Raw genomic sequence first — 16,480 nt, 5'->3', positions numbered from 1 at the left:
CGCCGGGCCCGCCCGCACGCGGGGCGCATCGGTGCATCCATGGGGGCATACGGGATGGACCGGGCAGCGGCAGGGCAGTGATCAGCGCGAGATCGCCCAGGGGCCCACAGCAAGGGAGCCGCTGATGACTGCCAGACCACTGATCGCCCGCCAGCCCAACGAGCGACTGCTCTCCCTCATCAGGGAGGCGGCCTGCTCCAACGCCGGGCTGGCACGCCGCGTCAACATGTGCGCAGCCGAGCGCGGGCTCGACTTCCGCTACGACAAGACCTCCGTCGCCCGGTGGATCCGGGGCCAGCAGCCGCGCGGCCGGGCGCCGGACGTCGTCGCCGAGGCACTCGGCCGCAAGCTGGGCCGCCCGGTCACCGTGGACGAGATCGGCATGGGCAGCGCCCGCCAGCTGACCTCGTCCGTCGGCCTCCACTTCGCGGCCGGGCTCGCCGAGAGCGTCGAGCAGGCCGCCGAGCTGTGGCACTCGGACGTGACCAGGCGCGAGAACGGCGAGGGGCCGAGCGCCTACGCGTCCGGCGGCTCGCACGTGGCCCCCGCCGCGCTCGTCGAGCCGAGCCGGGACTGGCTGATCACCCCGGCCGACACCGAGGTCGCCCGCACCTCGGGACCGCGCGTCGGCGGCTCCGACGTGGCGGCCGTGGTCGCCACCACGGCCGCGCTCGTGGACCTCGACCGGCGGTGGGGCGCGGGGCACGTGCGGCCCGTCGTCGTCCACTACCTCAACAGCGTGGTGGCGGGACTGCTCGGCGGTTCCTACGGCGAGGCGGTCGGCAGGGAGCTGTTCGCCGCCGCCGCCCGGCTGACCGAACTCGCCGGCTACATGGCGGTGGACACCGGCCTGCCCGGGCTGGCGCAGCGCTACTACATCCAGGCCCTGCGGCTGGCCCAGGCCGCCGGGGACCGGGGCTTCGGCGGCTACGTCCTCGCGGCGGGAATGAGCCATCTCGCGGCGGCGCTCGGCAACCCGCGCGAGGTCATCCAGCTCGCGCGGGCGGCACAGGAGGGGACCAGGGGGCGGGTGACGCCGCGCGCGGAGGCGCTGTTCCTCGCCGCGGAGGCCCGCGGGCACGCGCAGCTCGGCGACCGTTCCGCCTGCCTGCGGGCCGCGTCCGACGCCACGGCGGCGCTCGACCGCGCCGGCGGCACCGACGAGGAGCCGGCGTGGATCGCCCACTTCGACGCCGCCTACCTCGCCGACGAACTCGCCCACTGCCACCGCGACCTCGGGCAGGGCAGGGAGGCGCAGAAACGCGCGGCGGAAGCGCTCGCGGGGCACCCGGAGAGCAGGGCGAGGCGCCGTGCGATAGGGCTGCTCGTGCTGGCCACGGGGCAGTTGCAGGACGGCGAGCTGGCGCAGGCCTGCCATACCGCGACCGAGGCGGGCACGCTGGTCGACGGGCTGCGCTCGGGGCGCGGCGCGGACTACCTGGCGGAGTTCACCGCGCGGCTCGAACCGCACCGCAACGAGGCGGCGGTGCGCGAGTTCACCGCGCTCCGCCGGCCGCGTCCTGAGTGAGTCCCCGCTGACCTGCCGGACTTGACGCCGGGAGGTGACGCGGCGACTCTCCTTGGGGGCCGGTAGCGTGGCCCGGCGAACTGCGTTGAGCGACGAGGAGCCCGCGTGACCAGCCACAACGGAGGGGACAACGAGCCCCGCGAAGGCGTCGTACTGCCGCCGGGCGGCGACGGCACGTGGCAGCAGGGCCGGCCGCAGGACGCGACCGTGTCCGCGCCGTCGCCCGGCCGGCCCTGGGGCCAGCCGTGGGGCCCCGACGCCGCAGGAGCCCCCGATCCGTCAGGACCGCCGGCGCCCCCCGGGCCGCCGCACGGCCGGCACGCCGCCCCGGCGCCCGGCGGCGCGCCCGGTACTCCCAGTGCGCCCGGCGCGCCCCAGGGCGCGCCGCCGCCGTTCCCGCCCGGGGCGGGACCGCGGGCCGGCGCGCCCGCGCTGCCGCGGACGCCCACGCCCCCCAGGCCGCCCGCGCCGCCCGGCGGCGCGCAGACCCCGCCCGGCGGCGGTGACGCCACCCACCGGATACGGCCCGTCGAGACGACGACCCGCATCCGGCGGGTGCCGGGCGGGCCGGCCGGCCCGTCCGCGGCGGGTGCGCAGGACGCGACGCAGTTCTTGCCGCCGGTGCCGGCTGAGGGTGGGGGTGACAGGGCGACGCAGGTGTTCGGGTCCGTGCCGGGGGCCGGTGGCGAGGGCCCGGGGCGGGGCGTTCCGTCCGCGGCGGGTGCGCAGGACGCGACGCAGTTCTTGCCGCCGGTGCCGGCTGAGGGTGGGGGTGACAGGGCGACGCAGGTGTTCGGGTCCGTGCCGGGGGCCGGTGGCGAGGGCCCGGGGCGGGGCGTTCCGCCCGCGGCGGGTGCGCAGGACGCCACGCAGTTCCTGCCGCCGGTGCCCGCGGCCGGTTCCGAGGGCGCCACGCAGCTCATCCCGCCCGTGCCCGCGCACGGCGACCCCGAGTCCACGACGCGGCTGCGCGCCTATCGCGGCCCCGCCGCGCCGCCGCCGCACGGCCGCCGCGGGCCCGCGGGCCCGGCCGGCCACGGCGGCCCGCCGCCGCACGGCCCGGGCCACGGCTTCGACCCGCCGCAGGCCAGGCCGCCCGCCCGGGAGGGCGGCTTCGACAGCCTCTTCAGGTCCGCGGCCGTCACCGAGGAGCCGCCCCCGCCGCGCGGCCCCGGCGGCGGCGGTCCGTCGGCCGGCGCGCCGCGGCGCCGTTCCCCCGTCCTGGTGGCCGCGGCCGTCGTCGTCGGCTGCGCCGTCGTCGGGCTGATCGCGGGCGCGGCGCTCAGCGGCGGCGACGGCGGCTCGGACAGCTCCGAGACCGACACCGCGGAACCCGAGGCCGCGGGCGGCCCCGAGGAGGAGCCGGGCACGGCGGAGGGCGGCGCGGAAGGAGAGGCCGCCGCGGGCGGCGACGGGGAGGACACAGGGCAGGAGGAGACGGCGGACGCCGCGGCCCAGCAGGCCGAGGCGCTGTCCGCGCTGCTCGCCGACAGCAACGACAGCCGCGACGCCGTCATCGCGTCCGTCACCAACATCCGGGCCTGCCAGGACCTGGGGCGCGCCGCGGAGGACCTGCGCGCCGCGGCCGAGCAGCGCAACGGGCTCGTGACCCGCCTCGACGCGCTCTCGCTCGACCGCCTGCCCGAGGGCGACGCGCTCGCGCAGTCGCTCACCGAGGCGTGGCACGCCTCGGCCGAGGCCGACGAGCACTACGCGGCGTGGGCCGACCAGGCCGGCAGCGACCCGCAGGTCTGCCAGGGCGGGCAGGCGCGGCACACCGACCGCGCCTCGGAGGGGGACGCGGCCAGCGGCCGGGCCACCACGGCGAAGGAACGGGCCGCGGCCCTGTGGAACCCGCTGGCCAGGGAACACGGCCTGCCCGAGCGAGCGGCGGCACAACTGTGAGCACTCCGGGCACGGAAAGGACTTCCCGACACGCACGCCGTTCCTCCACCATGGCAGGCATGCCGCTCAACGACATGCCGTGGTGGCGCTGGCGCGCCCACGTGCGCTCCGCGCTCCACATGCTCTCCGACCCCGCCTTCCACCAGAACTGCTGGGTGCCGGGACTGCCGGGCTACGGCGACGTGACGGACGCGGTGTACCGGCTGGTCGAGGACACCTGGCTGGACAACTGGTCGGCGGAGAAGTACGTCGGCACGGTGTTCCGCGACAGCCAGGAGGCGGCGCTCGTGGACGTCGCGGTGCTGCGCGTGCTGCGGATCATGCACCAGGTCGGCGCCGACGCCCCGGTCACGGACTACCTCCAGCACCACGGCTGGCCCGAGGCCGTGCGCGCGGCGCGCGAGGCGCACACGCGGCTCGCGGTCAACGACGGCGACGACCCGGACGCGCCCCCGCGCACGCTGGACGATCTGGCCGCCGCGATGCGCACCGTCTGACACGCGTGTGCCACGCTTGGGCAGCATGACGACCGACCAGTCAGAGCGGCCCGCCGAGCCCGCTCGCCAGTTCGTGCTCACCCTGTCCTGCCCCGACCGGCCGGGCATCGTGCACGCCGTGTCGAGTTACCTGTTCATGACCGGTTGCAACATCGAGGACAGCCAGCAGTTCGGTGACCGGGACACCGGCCTGTTCTTCATGCGCGTGCACTTCTCGGCCGAGGGGCCCGTGACCTGCGAGAAGCTGCGCGCCAGCTTCGCGGCCGTGGGCGACACCTTCCGCATGGACTGGCAGCTGCACCCGGCCGACGAGAAGATGCGCGTGCTGCTGATGGTCAGCAAGTTCGGGCACTGCCTCAACGACCTGCTGTTCCGCGCGCGCATCGGCGCGCTGCCGGTCGAGGTCGCGGCCGTGGTGTCCAACCACACCGACTTCGCCGAGCTGGCCGGCTCCTACGGCATTCCGTTCCACCACATCCCGGTGACCCAGGACACGAAGGCGGAGGCCGAGGCCCGGCTGCTGCGCATCGTGGAGGACGAGGACGTGGAACTGGTCGTGCTCGCCCGCTACATGCAGGTGATCTCGGACGACCTGTGCAAGCGGCTGCCCGGACGCATCATCAACATCCACCACTCCTTCCTCCCCAGCTTCAAGGGCGCCCGCCCCTACCACCAGGCGCACGCCCGGGGCGTGAAGCTGATCGGCGCGACCGCGCACTACGTGACGGCCGAACTGGACGAGGGGCCGATCATCGAGCAGGAGGTGGAGCGGGTCGGGCACGACGTGACCCCGAAGCAGCTGGTCGCGGTCGGCCGCGACGTCGAGTGCCAGGCCCTGGCCCGCGCGGTGAAGTGGCACAGCGAACGCCGGGTCCTGCTCAACGGCAGCCGCACGGTCGTCTTCGGCTGACCGCGGGCGGCGGGGCGGGCCCGCGCGTCACCCGGCCCGCCGTTCGCCCGGCCCGCGCGTTCCCCCGCGCGGGCCGGGGCGCCGGGGTCAGGGGCGGGACAGGGCCGCCGCGGCCAGGAGCAGGTCCTCGATCACCGCGGGATCGCCCTCCACGCCCGAGGCCGCCTCCTCCGGCGTGATCCGCCCGGCCGCGAGCCGGCAGAACACCACGTCGTCGAGCGCCACACGCGCGACCGCCTCCCTCGCCTGCCGCCGCGACACCCCGGCCACGGGCGAGTCCAGCGGGATGTACCAGTGGCCGCCGCCCGCGCCCTCCACCTCCAGGTGCAGCGTGCGGCCGGGTGAGCCCGCCGCCATCAGGCGGGGCGGCGAGACGGCGAGGCCCGCCCTGCGCCGCCCCGCGATGCTGCCGGGCAGGCGGCGCGCCTGGAGGTCCACGAGCAGCCGCAGGTGCGGGCCGTGCGGCGGCTCGTACGGGTACTCCACCGCGTCGGCGATGTCGCAGGCGTGCACCCAGCACGCGAACGCGCGGTCGAGGTAGGCGTCGGAGAGGGCCACGCGCGGCCCGTCCCCGGGGAAGCGGCCGGGGTCGCCGAGCACGGCGCGCGGCAGGGTCCGTTCCCCCGTCCTGCCGCCGAGGTCGGCCGCGGTCCGCACCAGGGCCCTGGTCTGCTCGCGCCACGGCAGCCACGCGGGGCACCGCCCGTCCGCGCCGCCGGCCACCGTCTCCTCCGCGCCCGCCGCCGACTCCCGGCCCGCCGCCGACTCCCGGCCCGCGGCGCCCCGCGGCCCGGCCAGCCCGACGGCGCGGGCCAGCACCCGGTCCGTGCCCAGCATCCCGGCGACGACGCCGGCCACGGTGGTGTGCCGATCGGCCCAGCGGTCCCCGGTGAACCAGTGCAGCGACACCGGCGTGCGCCACTCCTCCTCGGCCATGTCGTGCAGGAGCGCGTCGAGCCGGGCGGCCTCCGCGTCGAACGGCGCCGCCCACGACGGCACCGGCCGCGCCGCGGGGCGGCGGGCGAGGCAGGCGTCGAGCACCTCGTGCCGCAGCCCGGGGTCGAGGTCGAGGCTGCGCCGCGGTTCGAGCAGCGTCGCGGCGTCGCGCAGCCCGAGCGCCTCCTCGGCGCACCGCCCGCAGTCACCGAGGTGGGCCTCGACGCGTTCGGTCTCCTCGGGCGCGCAGGCGTCGAGCGCCCACGCGCCGAGCAGCGCCACGACCTCGCGGTGCTCGCTCCCCGCCGCTTCCCGCGCGGCGGACGGGCGGGGCCCGGGCACCGCCGGCCCGGCCTCCCTCTCCCGCTCCGGTCGTGCGCCGGGTCCTGGCTCGGGTCGCGGCCCCGCTCCCGGCTCCGGCTCCGGAGGAGTGCTCACGCGTGCTCCTGTCCGGGGTGCCCCGGGCGTCGCGGTCCGGCCTCGTCGGGCGAGTAACGGGCCGCGGAGGAGAGCAGTTGCAGGCCGAGGCGAAGCCGGCGGCGGGCCTCGGCCTCGGTGATGCCGAGGCGCCGCGCCATCTCGCGGTAGTTCTGGCGCTGCGACCAGGTCAGTTCGAGCGCCTCGCGCAGCGGCGCGGGCATCGCGGTCGCGATGTAGTCGGCGCGGGCCGCCGTGGACACCGCCCGGATCAGCCGGTCCTGCTCCGCGGGGCTCGCGCCGTCCGCCCCGGGCCCGCCGCGCAGCCGTTCGACGGCCAGCCGGTGCGCGGCCTGGGCGATCCATGAGCGCATCGGGCCCCGGTCCGGGTCGAAGTCGCGGGGCGACTCCCAGATCAGGGCGAAGACCTCACGGGTCACCTCGCCGGTGGCGGCCTCGTCGTCGAGCACGCGCTGCGCCGTCTGGTAGGCGAGCGGCGCGAAGCGGTCGTACAGCTCGGCGAGCGCGGCGGCCTCGCCCTCACGCAGCCGCCGCCGCATGCTCCGGTCCCAGTGGGGTGGCGTCTCGTGCGCCATCCGGCCTCCCTTCCCCCCGGTGCACTCCCCGTCGCCCTCCCGCTACCCCGGCTCTCGCCGCGTCCCACCATGCGGCAACCTTCGGCCCCGCGCGTACGTCAAATGTAGTGTGCGGTGCTGTTCGCGCGCGCCCCCGCGCACGAATCGGCGCCCGGGGACGGCGTGCGCGAGTGAGCGCCGGGAAACTGGGCAGGCCGCAAGGGTAGGGACCCCGAACGGAACGGGCCCCGGCCGCCGCGGTGGACGCGGCGGCGGGAGCGGCCCGAGGAGCGGCGGAGCAGAGGCGAGAGCACAGGAAGGGGCCGCGGGAGCGTGACGGTGAAGGTGCGGGCGGAGCAGCACGGTGGGTGGACCGTGCTGCGCGTCGTCGGCGAACTGGACATCGCGTCCTCCCCGGCCGTGCGCCACCACGTGCACGACGCGGTGGCCGACGGGCGCAGGCAGGTCGTGCTCGACCTGTCCGACGTGTTGTTCTGCGATTCGAGCGGCGTGGGCGTCATGGTGGCCGCGCGCCGCCTCATGCGCTCGTGCGCCGGTGAGTTGCGCCTCATTCTTCCGGCACACGGCGCGGCGGACGGCTCGCACGTCAACCGCGTGCTCGCCGCGCTCGGCGTGCGCCGTCTTTTCGACTGCTACGCCGATCTTGAGGCCGCGACCAGCGGCGCCGGTGCCCCGCTGACTGCCTAACGGCAGGTCAAGACGTTTTTGCACGGTGTTCGAGCCGCGCCTGCCACGGTCGTACAGTTTGCAGAATGCTTACTCCTTTGCGCCGGAATATTCCTGAAGCACTTGTTGTCCGACTCGCCCGTCAATCATGCTGGGAGCAGCCGGGGTTGTGCCTCGGTGTGAGGGGATTTGTTCGCCCGGTTCGGATGGTGTGAACGGTGCAGGAGCTGGAGAAGCAGTTGGAGGTCGCCCCCGAGCCCACGGAGGTGGGCCGGGCCCGCCGCTGGGTCAGGGCGCAGCTGGAGCGGGGGCGGGCCGCGCCCGCCTGCCCCGACGAAAGCCAGCGGGACATCCTGGTCCTGCTGGTCTCCGAGCTGGTGACGAACGCCGTCGTGCACACGGGCAGACCCGCCGTGCTCCGGCTCAGCGCCTGCGGCCGGCGGCCGGGGAGGAACGTTCCGGTGCGGCTCGAAGTGGTGGACGACAGCAGCAGCGCGCCGCGGCCGAGGCGGGCCGAGGGCGAGGACACCGGCGGGCGCGGGCTCGAACTGGTCGATGTCCTGGCCGACCGCTGGGGGTGGCAGGTCGAGGGGCGGGGCAAGCGGGTGTGGTGCGAACTGGACTGCGCGCCCTCGGGGCCGCCCGCCCCGGGGCAGCGCTCGGAGGCCGGAGTGCAGGTGCCGGCCGGGTATTGACGGCGCGTGTCCCCCTGATCACCCTGGGGAAGAGGGTCGCGCGGCCCGTTGGAGGCCGGGCAGCGCGGACCGGGGCGGCGCGTTGCGAGGGGACGCCGAGGCACCGGCTCGGCGAATGCGGGCCGCCCGCCCCTCCCCGCAGGGGGAGGGGCACACTCCCGCTCCCCGCCCGGCGCCGGCGCGCGGTCAGGCGTCGCGCGCGATGGCGCCCGCGATGCGGGGGGCGTCCCGCGCGATCTCGCGCAGCATCCCGCTGATCGGATTGGTGTAGCCGGTGAAGTAGAGCCCGGGCGCGGCCGGGTGGGTGTCGCGGCCGTGGACGAGCGGCCGGCCGCGGCCGTCGAGCACGCCGAGGTGGCCGACGAGGGGTTCGAGCCCGCGCCGGTAGCCGGTCGCGGCGATGACGACATCGGGGGCGAGTGCCTCGCCGTCGGCCAGCACGACCCGCCCGCCGTCGAACGAGGCCACCGCGGCCACCGGCTCTATCCTGCGGCGCCGCACCGCGCGCACGAGACCCGGATCGAGCACGGGGATGGCGCCCTGGCGCACCCGCGAGTACAGGCCGGCCGGCGGGCGCGGCAGGGCGCGCCCGCCCGGTCCCGGCAGCCCGCGCGACAGCGGCCTGGCCAGCTGGTCCACCAGGCGCACCGGAAGCCTGCGGCACAGGATCGCGCCCGCCTGCGACGGCAGGCCGAGGGTGGCGCGGCGCAGGATGTGCGGCGGGGTGCGCACCGCGAGCCGCACCCGGCCCGCGCCGCCGCGCGCGAGGTCGGTGGCTATCTCGGCGCCGGTGTTGCCGACCCCGACCACCAGCACGTCGAGCCCGGCGTAGGGGGCGGGGGAGCGGTAGGAGTTCGCGTGCAGCAGTTCCCCGGTGAACGTGTCGCGGCCCGGCCAGTCCGGCAGGCGCGGCGTGTGGTTGAACCCCGTCGCCACGACGACCGCCGACGCGGGCATGCGGCGACCGCCGTTGGCGCGCAGCAGCCACGGGCCGTCCGGCCCCTGCCGTTCGACGCGGGAGACCTCGACGCCAGGCGCGAAGTCCACCCGGTGGTACCTGGCGTACGCCTCCAGGTAGCGCACGAAGTCGTCGCGCCGCACCCAGCGGCCCGCGGACCTCGGGATCGGCAGGCCGGGCAGCGAGGACCAGCGCCGCGTCGTGTGCAGCCTGAGGCGGTCGTAGTGCCCGCGCCACGAGGCGCCGACGTCACCGGCCTTGTCGAGCACCACGGTCCGCACGCCGCGGTCGGCGAGGGCGGCGGCGACGGCGAGTCCGCCGGGTCCGGCTCCGATGATGTGCACAGGCGGCGACGGCATGTTCATGAGCATACGCAGACGGCCCGCCGCCCCGGCAGGGGTGGCGGGCCGTGTGCTCCTGGGCGGCGCCGTCCCGGGACAGGGACCGGGCGGCGGCGCCCGCCCGGTCACTTGGCGGGCTTGCGCCCCGTGACGCCGAGATGCACCAGGAGGGCCAGGGACGGCTTCAGTTCGGCCTGCTTGGCGCCCAGCGCCTGGAGGCTCTTGGGCTGCGAGGAGACCGCGGCCATCATGGTGACCAGCGAACCGGCGAGCGCCGCCGCCGAAGGCCCCTGCTCGGCGCCGCGCCCCCTGGCGCGCACACCCTCGATGGATTCGGCCAGGGGTTTGACCACGGCCCCCTGCACGCGGGTTCTGATGCGGACGAACCTGCGGTCGCCCTCGGCTGCGCCGAGATCGATGACGCGGAGAATGGCGTCGTGTTTGCGCCAGAAGGTGAGGAAGCCCTCCACCAGGTCTTCCGCGGTCTGCCGACCCGCCTTACCGGCCCAGGAACGCCCCGCGACGAGTTCGGTGAGAGCGGCGCTGTCCCGTACCGCGCCCTCGGCGAGTTCGAGTACCGCGGCTTCCACATCGGGGAAGTACTGATAGAAAGTCGCAGGTGAAGTGCCTGCTTTACGGGCCACGTCGATGACCCTGACGTCCCGGTAGGGAGAGGTCCCCAGCATTTTGCCGAGGCAGTCGAGGAGTTTCTGCCGCGTCGCCTGTCCGCGTCGGCCGGCTACCCGGCCGTCAACGGTCGTCACCTGTCCTGTCATGCCAGTCAGCTTATCGACGCGTGATCTAGGCGCGATTTGATCGCAGCCGAACGAGGGGCGCCGATATCGCGGGCGCGGACCGGTCCGGACTTTTCTCCTCATACCGGCCCCGGGTTCGCCACTGTCGGTACCGGGGGGAAGAATCGACTCGTGGGTCCGCGTTCCGCAGGGGCAATGAGATGCTGCACGGGGGCGGTCGGTGAGCGCCCGTACGGGGAGGTGTCCAGCACATGGTGGAGCAGCTGACGCAGCACGATCCGCGCCGGATCGGGCCGTTCGAGGTGCTCGGCCGGCTCGGCGCCGGGGGCATGGGCCTTGTCTACCTGGCTCGTTCGGCGTCCGGCCGCAGGGTCGCGATCAAAACGGTGCGTACCGAGCTCGCCGAGGACCAGCTGTTCCGGGTCCGCTTCACACGGGAGGTCGAGGCCGCCCGCGCCGTCAGCGGCTTCTACACCGCGGCCGTCGTGGAGGCCGACCCGAGGGCCGCCGTCCCCTGGCTCGCCACCGCCTACGTGCCCGCTCCCTCACTTGAGGAGATCGTCACCGAGAGCGGCCCGCTGCCGCCGCAGGCCGTGCGCTGGCTCGCGGCCGGCATCGCCGAGGCGCTCCAGTCCATCCACGGCGCCGGACTGGTCCACCGCGACCTCAAGCCGTCGAACGTGCTCGTGGTCGAGGACGGGCCGCGCGTCATCGACTTCGGCATCGCGTCCGGCGTCTCCAACACCCGCCTGACGATGACCAACGTGGCCGTGGGCACGCCCGCGTACATGTCGCCCGAGCAGGCCAGGGACTCGCGCAGCGTCAACGGGGCGTCCGACGTGTTCTCCCTCGCCTCCACGCTCGTCTTCGCCGCCACCGGCCACCCGCCCTACCGCGGCGCCAACCCGGTCGAGACCGTCTTCATGCTGCTGCGCGAGCGGCCCGACCTCAGCGGGCTGCCCGACGAGCTGCGGCCGCTGATCGAGTCCCTCATGGTCCACAAGCCGGAGGACCGGCCGAGCCCGGCGGACCTCCAGGAGCAGCTGGCCCCGCACCTGTTCGCGCCGAGCGACGACAGCGGCAGCGCCTCGGCCTGGCTGCCGCCCGGCGCCGTGGCCCTCATCGAGTCCCGGCGCGGCCGTGGCGCGCACACCCCCGTCCCACCGCCGGACGCCCAGTCGGCCAGGACCCCGCGGCCCGGTCCGGCCGCGCCCGCCGCCTCCCAGGCGCCGCCCCCGATGCCGGCGGCGCCGCCCTCCCCGCCGCCGCGCCACCCGGCGCCCCCGGCGGCCGACGACCCGGTGCGGCTGCCGGGCTCGGGCACACCCGTCGGCCCGGGCCCGCAGCGCGGCGAGCCGGCCGCGCCCGGCGACCACCTCGCGCCGTACTCGCCCGACTGGGCCCGCCCGCCCACCGCCGCCACCGCGGCACCCCTCGCCAGCCCCTCCACCGCGCACCCCGGCATGCGGCCCCCGGCGGCCGGGCCGGTCAGGTGGCGGCCCTGGCGCTTCCGGATGAACAACGACCTGTGGGGCTCGCCCGTCGTCCGCGACGGGCTGCTCTACGTCACGTCGCACGAGGTGCACGCCCTCGATGTGGCCAGCGGGCGGCGCCAGTTCAAGACCCGCGACGTCGCCTGGTCGATGGCCGTCACCGGGGGCCGGGTGCTGGCCTCCGACGGCCCGAGCCTGTACGCGCTCGACGCGACGGACGGCTCGGACCGCTGGCGCGTTCCCACCGACACGTGGATCTACGCCCTGCGCGCCGAACGCGGCACCGTCGTCACCGCCACCCGGGGCGGCGGCGTGCAGGCGTGGGAGTCGGGCACGGGCGAGCGGCTCTGGGAGCTGTCCGGTGCCCAGACCGCCTTCGAGACGCGGGACGCGGCGCCCGTCGTGCACGGCGGTGTCGTCCACGCGTGGGTCGAGGGCCTGCTGTACGCGCTCGACGCCAGGACCGGCGCCGAGCTGTGGCGCCACCCCGTGGGCGACACCGCCGCGACCGGCGGCGTTCCGGTGCGGGTCACGCCCACGGGCGACGGGCTCGTCGTAGTGTGCGCGGGGTCGCGCGTGCTCGCCCTCGACGCGGCGAGCGGCGCGGAGCGCTGGCGCTTCGACGCGCCCGCGGCCATCCTGTGCCCGGCCACCTACCAGTCGCCGAGCGGTCGCGCCGCCGGCGTCTACTTCACCGACTACCTGGGCACGGTGTACGCGCTCGACGTGGCCACGGGCGACGACCGGTGGCAGATCGCGACCGAGGGCAGGCAGTCGGTCGAGCCCGTGGTGGTGGCCGACGGGCTGGTGCACCTGGGCAGCGGCAGCGCCATGTACACCCTCGACGCGGTCAGCGGCACGCCGCGCTGGCGCTTCGCCGCCGGTGACACGATCGTGGGCTCGCCCGTGGTCACGCGGGGGCGGCTGCACTTCGGCTCCGAGGACCACTGCCTCTACACGCTCGACGCCGTGAGCGGGCGGCTCAGCTGGAAACTGGAGACCGGGGGCGCCATCACCGGGACCCCGGCGGCGGACAACGGCATGGTCTTCGCGTGCAGCAAGGACCACTGCGTGTACGCGCTCGACGCCGCCCGCGGCACCCGCCAGGCGGCCTGAACCCGGCCGTTCCGCCCAACCAGAGCCCGGCGCCCGTCGGCGGCCCGGCGCCCGTCGGCGGCCCGGCGCCCCGCCGGCGGCCCGCGTCCCCCGCGCGTCCGTGCTTCGTTCATATGTTCGCGAGTGTGTGGCCGGCGCCCAGGCCCCGGCCGCGCGCCGGATCACGGAGAAGCCGGCGTTGCGAGACGCCCAGGCCCCGGTCGCGCGCGACCGCGCGCCGGGGTGGCGGCTGCCCCCGAACGGCCGCCGCCCCCGCGGCCGGCATGTCGCGCGCCACGCTGCGCGCGCCAGGCCGGGCGGTGGTTGACGGGCGTCAGGCCGCGTCGCGCCGGTGCCGGCGCGGGTCTGCCTCGCCCTCGACTGGCTGCTCCCGGTCGCGCGGCCACGGGCCCTGGTGCACCTCGCCGCCCCGGTGCGCGTCGGCCGCGTCGTGACGGCGGTGCGCCCGCCGGCCCTCGGCCGGCGCGAGACCGCGTTCGCGCAGGTGCCGTCCCGCCATCACGCCGGACACCGCGAGCAGGGTCAGGCCCGCGGCGAGCGGCAGGGCGACGGCCCAGCTGATGCCGCCGACGCCGACGGTCAGGCTGTCGTTCACCTGGTACTGGCGGATCAGCCAGAGGGCCGTGAAGCCCAGCGCGCAGATGCCCGCCAGCATCATCAGCAGCCGCGAACGCAGCAGGATGCCCGCCGCCGTGAGCGCGGCGGCGACCAGCATCGGCAGGAACATGCCGTTGAACAGTCCGGCCTCACTCGCGGTGACGCCGTCGCCCGTGGACAGTGATGTCCACTTGATGTGCTGCCCCTCGCGACCGCCGTACCAGTTGAAGAACACGCTGATGATGGCCGCGGCGGCGGCGATGGCGGCGAGCACGGACCCAAGTGTGTTACGCCACATTTCGAGCCTCCCTCGGTGTGGCTGTGATATTCCGGCTCGTCTTCCGACGCTACGTGCCCCCGGCCCGCCCCGCACCCCGAACGGCGGCGGCCCGGTTGCGGGCACTACTCTCCGCCCATGACCCCCGCCGCGCGCACGCTGCCCCTGCTCACCGTCGTGCTCACCGTGGCCGCCCTCGAACTCCTGCGTGTCGCGGGCACCGTGGAATCCGCCTGGTCGGCGCTGCCCCTGCTCGCCGCGGCCGCGTGCGCCGGGCCGCTCGTGTGGTGGCTCGGACCTCGCGGCGCCCTGCCCGCGGCGCTCGGCGCGCTCGCCGCCGCCCGCCTGCTCGTGCAGTTCCCGGGGGCGCGCGTCGCGCCCCTGACGGCGTTCGCCGCCGGGCTCGCGCTCGCCGCGCTGCTGCTCGCCGTGCGCCGGCTCGCCGCCGGCTCGGCCAACGGGCCAGGGCGCGCCGCCCGGGCCGTGGCGCTCGCGGTCGCCGCCGACGTGGCCGTGCGGCTGCCGCTCGACCTTCTCGACCCGGTGTGGCGCGGCGGCGCGGCGGGCTGGGCCTGGGCCCTGCTGCTGGCCGGGCTGCTCGGCGAAGCGGCCCGCCGGCTGCTGCGCGCCGGGGCCGCGGGGACCGGTCCTGGCGGCGGCATGGAACTCGCCCTGCTCGGCCCCGCGCTCGCGCTCTACGCCGTCCCGCTGGCCGCGCCCGCGTTCGTCGCGGCCAGGGGCGGGGCCTCGGTGCCGGGGGCGGGGTGGGCCGTCGCCGCAGGCTCGGTGCTCGGCGTCCTCGCGCTGTCCGCGCCGCACGGCCCGCTGCGCGAGCGCCGCCTGCCCGCGTTCGCGGGGCCGCTCGTCCTGGCCTGCGCGGCCCTGGTGTTCGTGCTGCTGCCTCCGCTGGCCGTGCCCGCCGCGTTCGCCTCGGTCGCCGCGCTGCCCCTCGTGCTCCGCAGGCTGCTCGCCCTGCCGCGCGTGGTCACCGGGTGGGGCGCGCTGGTGGACCTCGCGCTCGCGGGGGCGGGCGCGGCGGTCGGCTACGCGCTGTTCGTGCCGGCCTGGCAGTTCGGCGTCCTGCCCGGCGTCCTGACCGTGGCTGCCGCGTGCGGCCTCGGCCTCGCGGCCCACCGGGCCGGCCGGGCGGCCGGCGCGACGCGCCCCCTGGGCCACGCGTTCGCGCCGGCGCTCGCCGCCGCGCTGCTGCTCGCGGCGGCGCCGCTGCTGACCGCGCTGCGGGCGGGCCCGCAGCCGCTGCCGACGGACACTGCGGGCGGCAGTTACCGGCTGCTGACGTGGAACGTGCACGCCGCCGTCGACGGGAGCGGGGAACTCGTGCCCGACGCAGTCGCGGAGGTCATCGCGGACTCGGGCGCGCACGTCGCGGTCCTCCAGGAGGTGCCGCGCGGCCGGCCGGGCTCGGGCGGGCTCGACCTGGTGACGTATCTGGAACGGCGGTTCGACGCGACGGCCCTGTGGGTGCCGGGCGCCGACCGCCACTTCGGCAACCTCGTGCTGACCTCGTTGCCCGTCACCCGCTCGGAGACCGCGGAACTCCCGCGCGCGGGCGGGGACATGGACCGTTCGTCGGCCGATGTCACCGTGCGGCTGACGGACGGCGAGGAGGCCAGGATCGTGAGCACGCACTTGGACGGCGGCACGGCGCCCGGGCCGCGGCTCGCGCAGCTCGGGCCGCTGCTCGCGGGCGTGCGCGACGACCCGGACGCCGTTCTCGCGGGTGATCTCAACGCCCGGCCCGGCTCGCCCGAGATGGCGGTCGTGACGGACGCGGGACTGCGCAGCGCGCAGGACGAGGTGGGCGACCCGGAACGGGACACGGCCACGTCGCCGCCGCGCCGCGTGGACTGGATCCTGGGCGGCCAGGACATCGGCTTCGGCGACTTCCGGCTCATCGACTCCGACGCCTCCGACCACCTGCCGCTGGCCGTCACCGTCTACCTGGACTGACCGGCGGTCAGAACCGTGGCGGCCGTCGTGCGCACGTCTCCGCGAGCTGGGCGGCGTGCGCGGTGATCCCGGCCCGCACCCGCGCGGACGTCGTGGTACCGCGACCGATGCGGCAACGGCTGGCCATGACAGGGAAGGTACGCGCTGCCGTGCGGCGCGGCGCGCGTGCGGCCGGGGCCGTCCGTCCTCGGGAACGGACCCTGCCCGCCCCGTGCGCGGACTCCGCGCACGGAACGGGCGGCCCGGACGGTCACGCCGCCGGCCCCCACCAGCTGCCTGACCGACCGGGCCGGGACCGGTACCGGCCGGACGGCGCCCCCTCCACGCCGCCCGGCCTTCTCACCGGCACCGGGTCTGTTCGGCGGCTCCCCCGTTACCGCCGAACAGGCCCGAGGGAGGCCAACCGCGCACCCCTGTGCGGTCGGTTACTGATGAGCATGACAGAGGGCAATAAACGAGGAATAAACGCTGGCGACGGCCGGTACGCGGGTCAGCGCGCCGCAGCCTGCGCGGAGGCGGCGCCGGTCGGGGCGCTGGTGCCCCACGTGTCCCCGAGGGGCGCCACGACGAGCGCGGCGGCGCCGAACGCGAGGGCACCGGCGAGGGCGAGCTTACGGACCACAGACATGCGTTTTCTCCTTGGTCGTAGCGATCGGCCGGGCGCCGCATGAACGTTTTGCCCGCCCGGGAACGATCAGGTTCCAGATGATGTTGCCCGAACTCTGTTGATCTGATGTTGCCTTACCTGGGTGGTGCCGCCACGGACGGCCGACGGAGTGCCGCCCGCCCGTGCCGCTTCTGAGCTGCCCGCGCGGGGCAGGG

At 76.3% G+C, this 16,480-nt stretch carries 14 protein-coding genes; 8 read left to right on the top strand and 6 right to left on the bottom strand.

Going from position 1 to position 16,480, the window contains the following annotated elements; all coding sequences use genetic code 11:
* Positions 1–124: 124 nt before the first annotated feature.
* The 4 genes from LC193_RS12175 to purU all read left to right on the top strand — a co-directional run bounded on the left by LC193_RS12175 (position 125) and on the right by purU (position 4,840).
* Positions 125–1,528 carry a transcriptional regulator gene (locus LC193_RS12175; RefSeq protein ID WP_226073976.1) on the top strand — a complete coding sequence of 468 codons (1,404 nt, stop codon included), beginning with the start codon at positions 125–127 and terminating at the stop codon, positions 1,526–1,528.
* A 105-nt stretch (positions 1,529–1,633) separates the two neighbouring features.
* A complete protein-coding gene (locus LC193_RS12170; RefSeq protein ID WP_226073974.1) occupies positions 1,634–3,433 on the top strand; it encodes a hypothetical protein in 1,800 nt (599 codons plus the stop codon).
* A gap of 50 nt (positions 3,434–3,483) precedes the next feature.
* Complete coding sequence (locus LC193_RS12165; RefSeq protein WP_086160011.1) at positions 3,484–3,930, top strand: SCO4402 family protein; 447 nt, start codon at positions 3,484–3,486, stop codon at positions 3,928–3,930.
* Positions 3,931–3,955: 25 nt separating this feature from the next.
* The gene (gene purU, locus LC193_RS12160) at positions 3,956–4,840 is read left to right on the top strand and encodes a formyltetrahydrofolate deformylase (protein ID WP_226073973.1); all 885 of its coding nucleotides are present in this window, start codon (positions 3,956–3,958) and stop codon (positions 4,838–4,840) included.
* A gap of 87 nt (positions 4,841–4,927) precedes the next feature.
* On the opposite strand, the gene LC193_RS12155 is transcribed toward purU, so the two are convergent.
* Complete coding sequence (locus LC193_RS12155) at positions 4,928–6,214, bottom strand: zf-HC2 domain-containing protein (protein ID WP_226073972.1); 1,287 nt, start codon at positions 6,212–6,214, stop codon at positions 4,928–4,930.
* Complete coding sequence (locus LC193_RS12150; RefSeq protein WP_226073971.1) at positions 6,211–6,789, bottom strand: sigma-70 family RNA polymerase sigma factor; 579 nt, start codon at positions 6,787–6,789, stop codon at positions 6,211–6,213. The genes LC193_RS12155 and LC193_RS12150 overlap by 4 nt, the downstream gene beginning before the upstream one ends.
* Before the next feature lie 312 nt (positions 6,790–7,101).
* On the opposite strand from LC193_RS12150, the gene LC193_RS12145 reads away from it, so the two are divergent.
* Entirely contained in the window at positions 7,102–7,476 is a 375-nt protein-coding gene (locus tag LC193_RS12145) for an STAS domain-containing protein (RefSeq protein ID WP_086160014.1), read from the top strand.
* Positions 7,477–7,673: 197 nt separating this feature from the next.
* Positions 7,674–8,150, top strand: a complete 477-nt coding sequence (locus LC193_RS12140; protein ID WP_226073970.1) for an ATP-binding protein — start codon at positions 7,674–7,676, stop codon at positions 8,148–8,150.
* A 186-nt stretch (positions 8,151–8,336) separates the two neighbouring features.
* On the opposite strand, the gene LC193_RS12135 is transcribed toward LC193_RS12140, so the two are convergent.
* Together LC193_RS12135 and LC193_RS12130 are read right to left on the bottom strand one after the other, a co-directional pair.
* Complete coding sequence (locus LC193_RS12135) at positions 8,337–9,467, bottom strand: flavin-containing monooxygenase (protein ID WP_226073969.1); 1,131 nt, start codon at positions 9,465–9,467, stop codon at positions 8,337–8,339.
* 107 nt (positions 9,468–9,574) lie between these two features.
* A complete protein-coding gene (locus LC193_RS12130; RefSeq protein WP_226073968.1) occupies positions 9,575–10,225 on the bottom strand; it encodes a TetR family transcriptional regulator in 651 nt (216 codons plus the stop codon).
* A 230-nt stretch (positions 10,226–10,455) separates the two neighbouring features.
* On the opposite strand from LC193_RS12130, the gene LC193_RS12125 reads away from it, so the two are divergent.
* Positions 10,456–12,813 carry a serine/threonine-protein kinase gene (locus LC193_RS12125; protein ID WP_226073967.1) on the top strand — a complete coding sequence of 786 codons (2,358 nt, stop codon included), beginning with the start codon at positions 10,456–10,458 and terminating at the stop codon, positions 12,811–12,813.
* Between the two features lie 313 nt (positions 12,814–13,126).
* Here the strand turns inward: LC193_RS12125 and LC193_RS12120 are convergent, their stop codons facing one another.
* Positions 13,127–13,684, bottom strand: coding sequence for a hypothetical protein (locus LC193_RS12120; protein ID WP_226073966.1), 558 nt, complete (start codon positions 13,682–13,684; stop codon positions 13,127–13,129).
* 141 nt (positions 13,685–13,825) lie between these two features.
* Here LC193_RS12120 and LC193_RS12115 point away from each other — a divergent pair, with 141 nt between their 5' ends.
* Entirely contained in the window at positions 13,826–15,658 is a 1,833-nt protein-coding gene (locus LC193_RS12115) for an endonuclease/exonuclease/phosphatase family protein (RefSeq protein ID WP_226073964.1), read from the top strand.
* 490 nt (positions 15,659–16,148) lie between these two features.
* On the opposite strand, the gene LC193_RS12110 is transcribed toward LC193_RS12115, so the two are convergent.
* Positions 16,149–16,286 (bottom strand): hypothetical protein, encoded by a 138-nt coding sequence (locus LC193_RS12110; protein WP_159029864.1) that lies wholly within the window; start codon positions 16,284–16,286, stop codon positions 16,149–16,151.
* Between the last annotated feature and the right edge of the window lie 194 nt (positions 16,287–16,480).

It is taken from the genome of Streptomyces marincola (genome assembly GCF_020410765.1).
Taxonomy (GTDB): Bacteria; Actinomycetota; Actinomycetes; order Streptomycetales; family Streptomycetaceae; genus Streptomyces; species Streptomyces marincola.
Note: the sequence above shows the minus strand (reverse complement) of the source record. Positions and strands in the feature narration are given on the sequence as shown.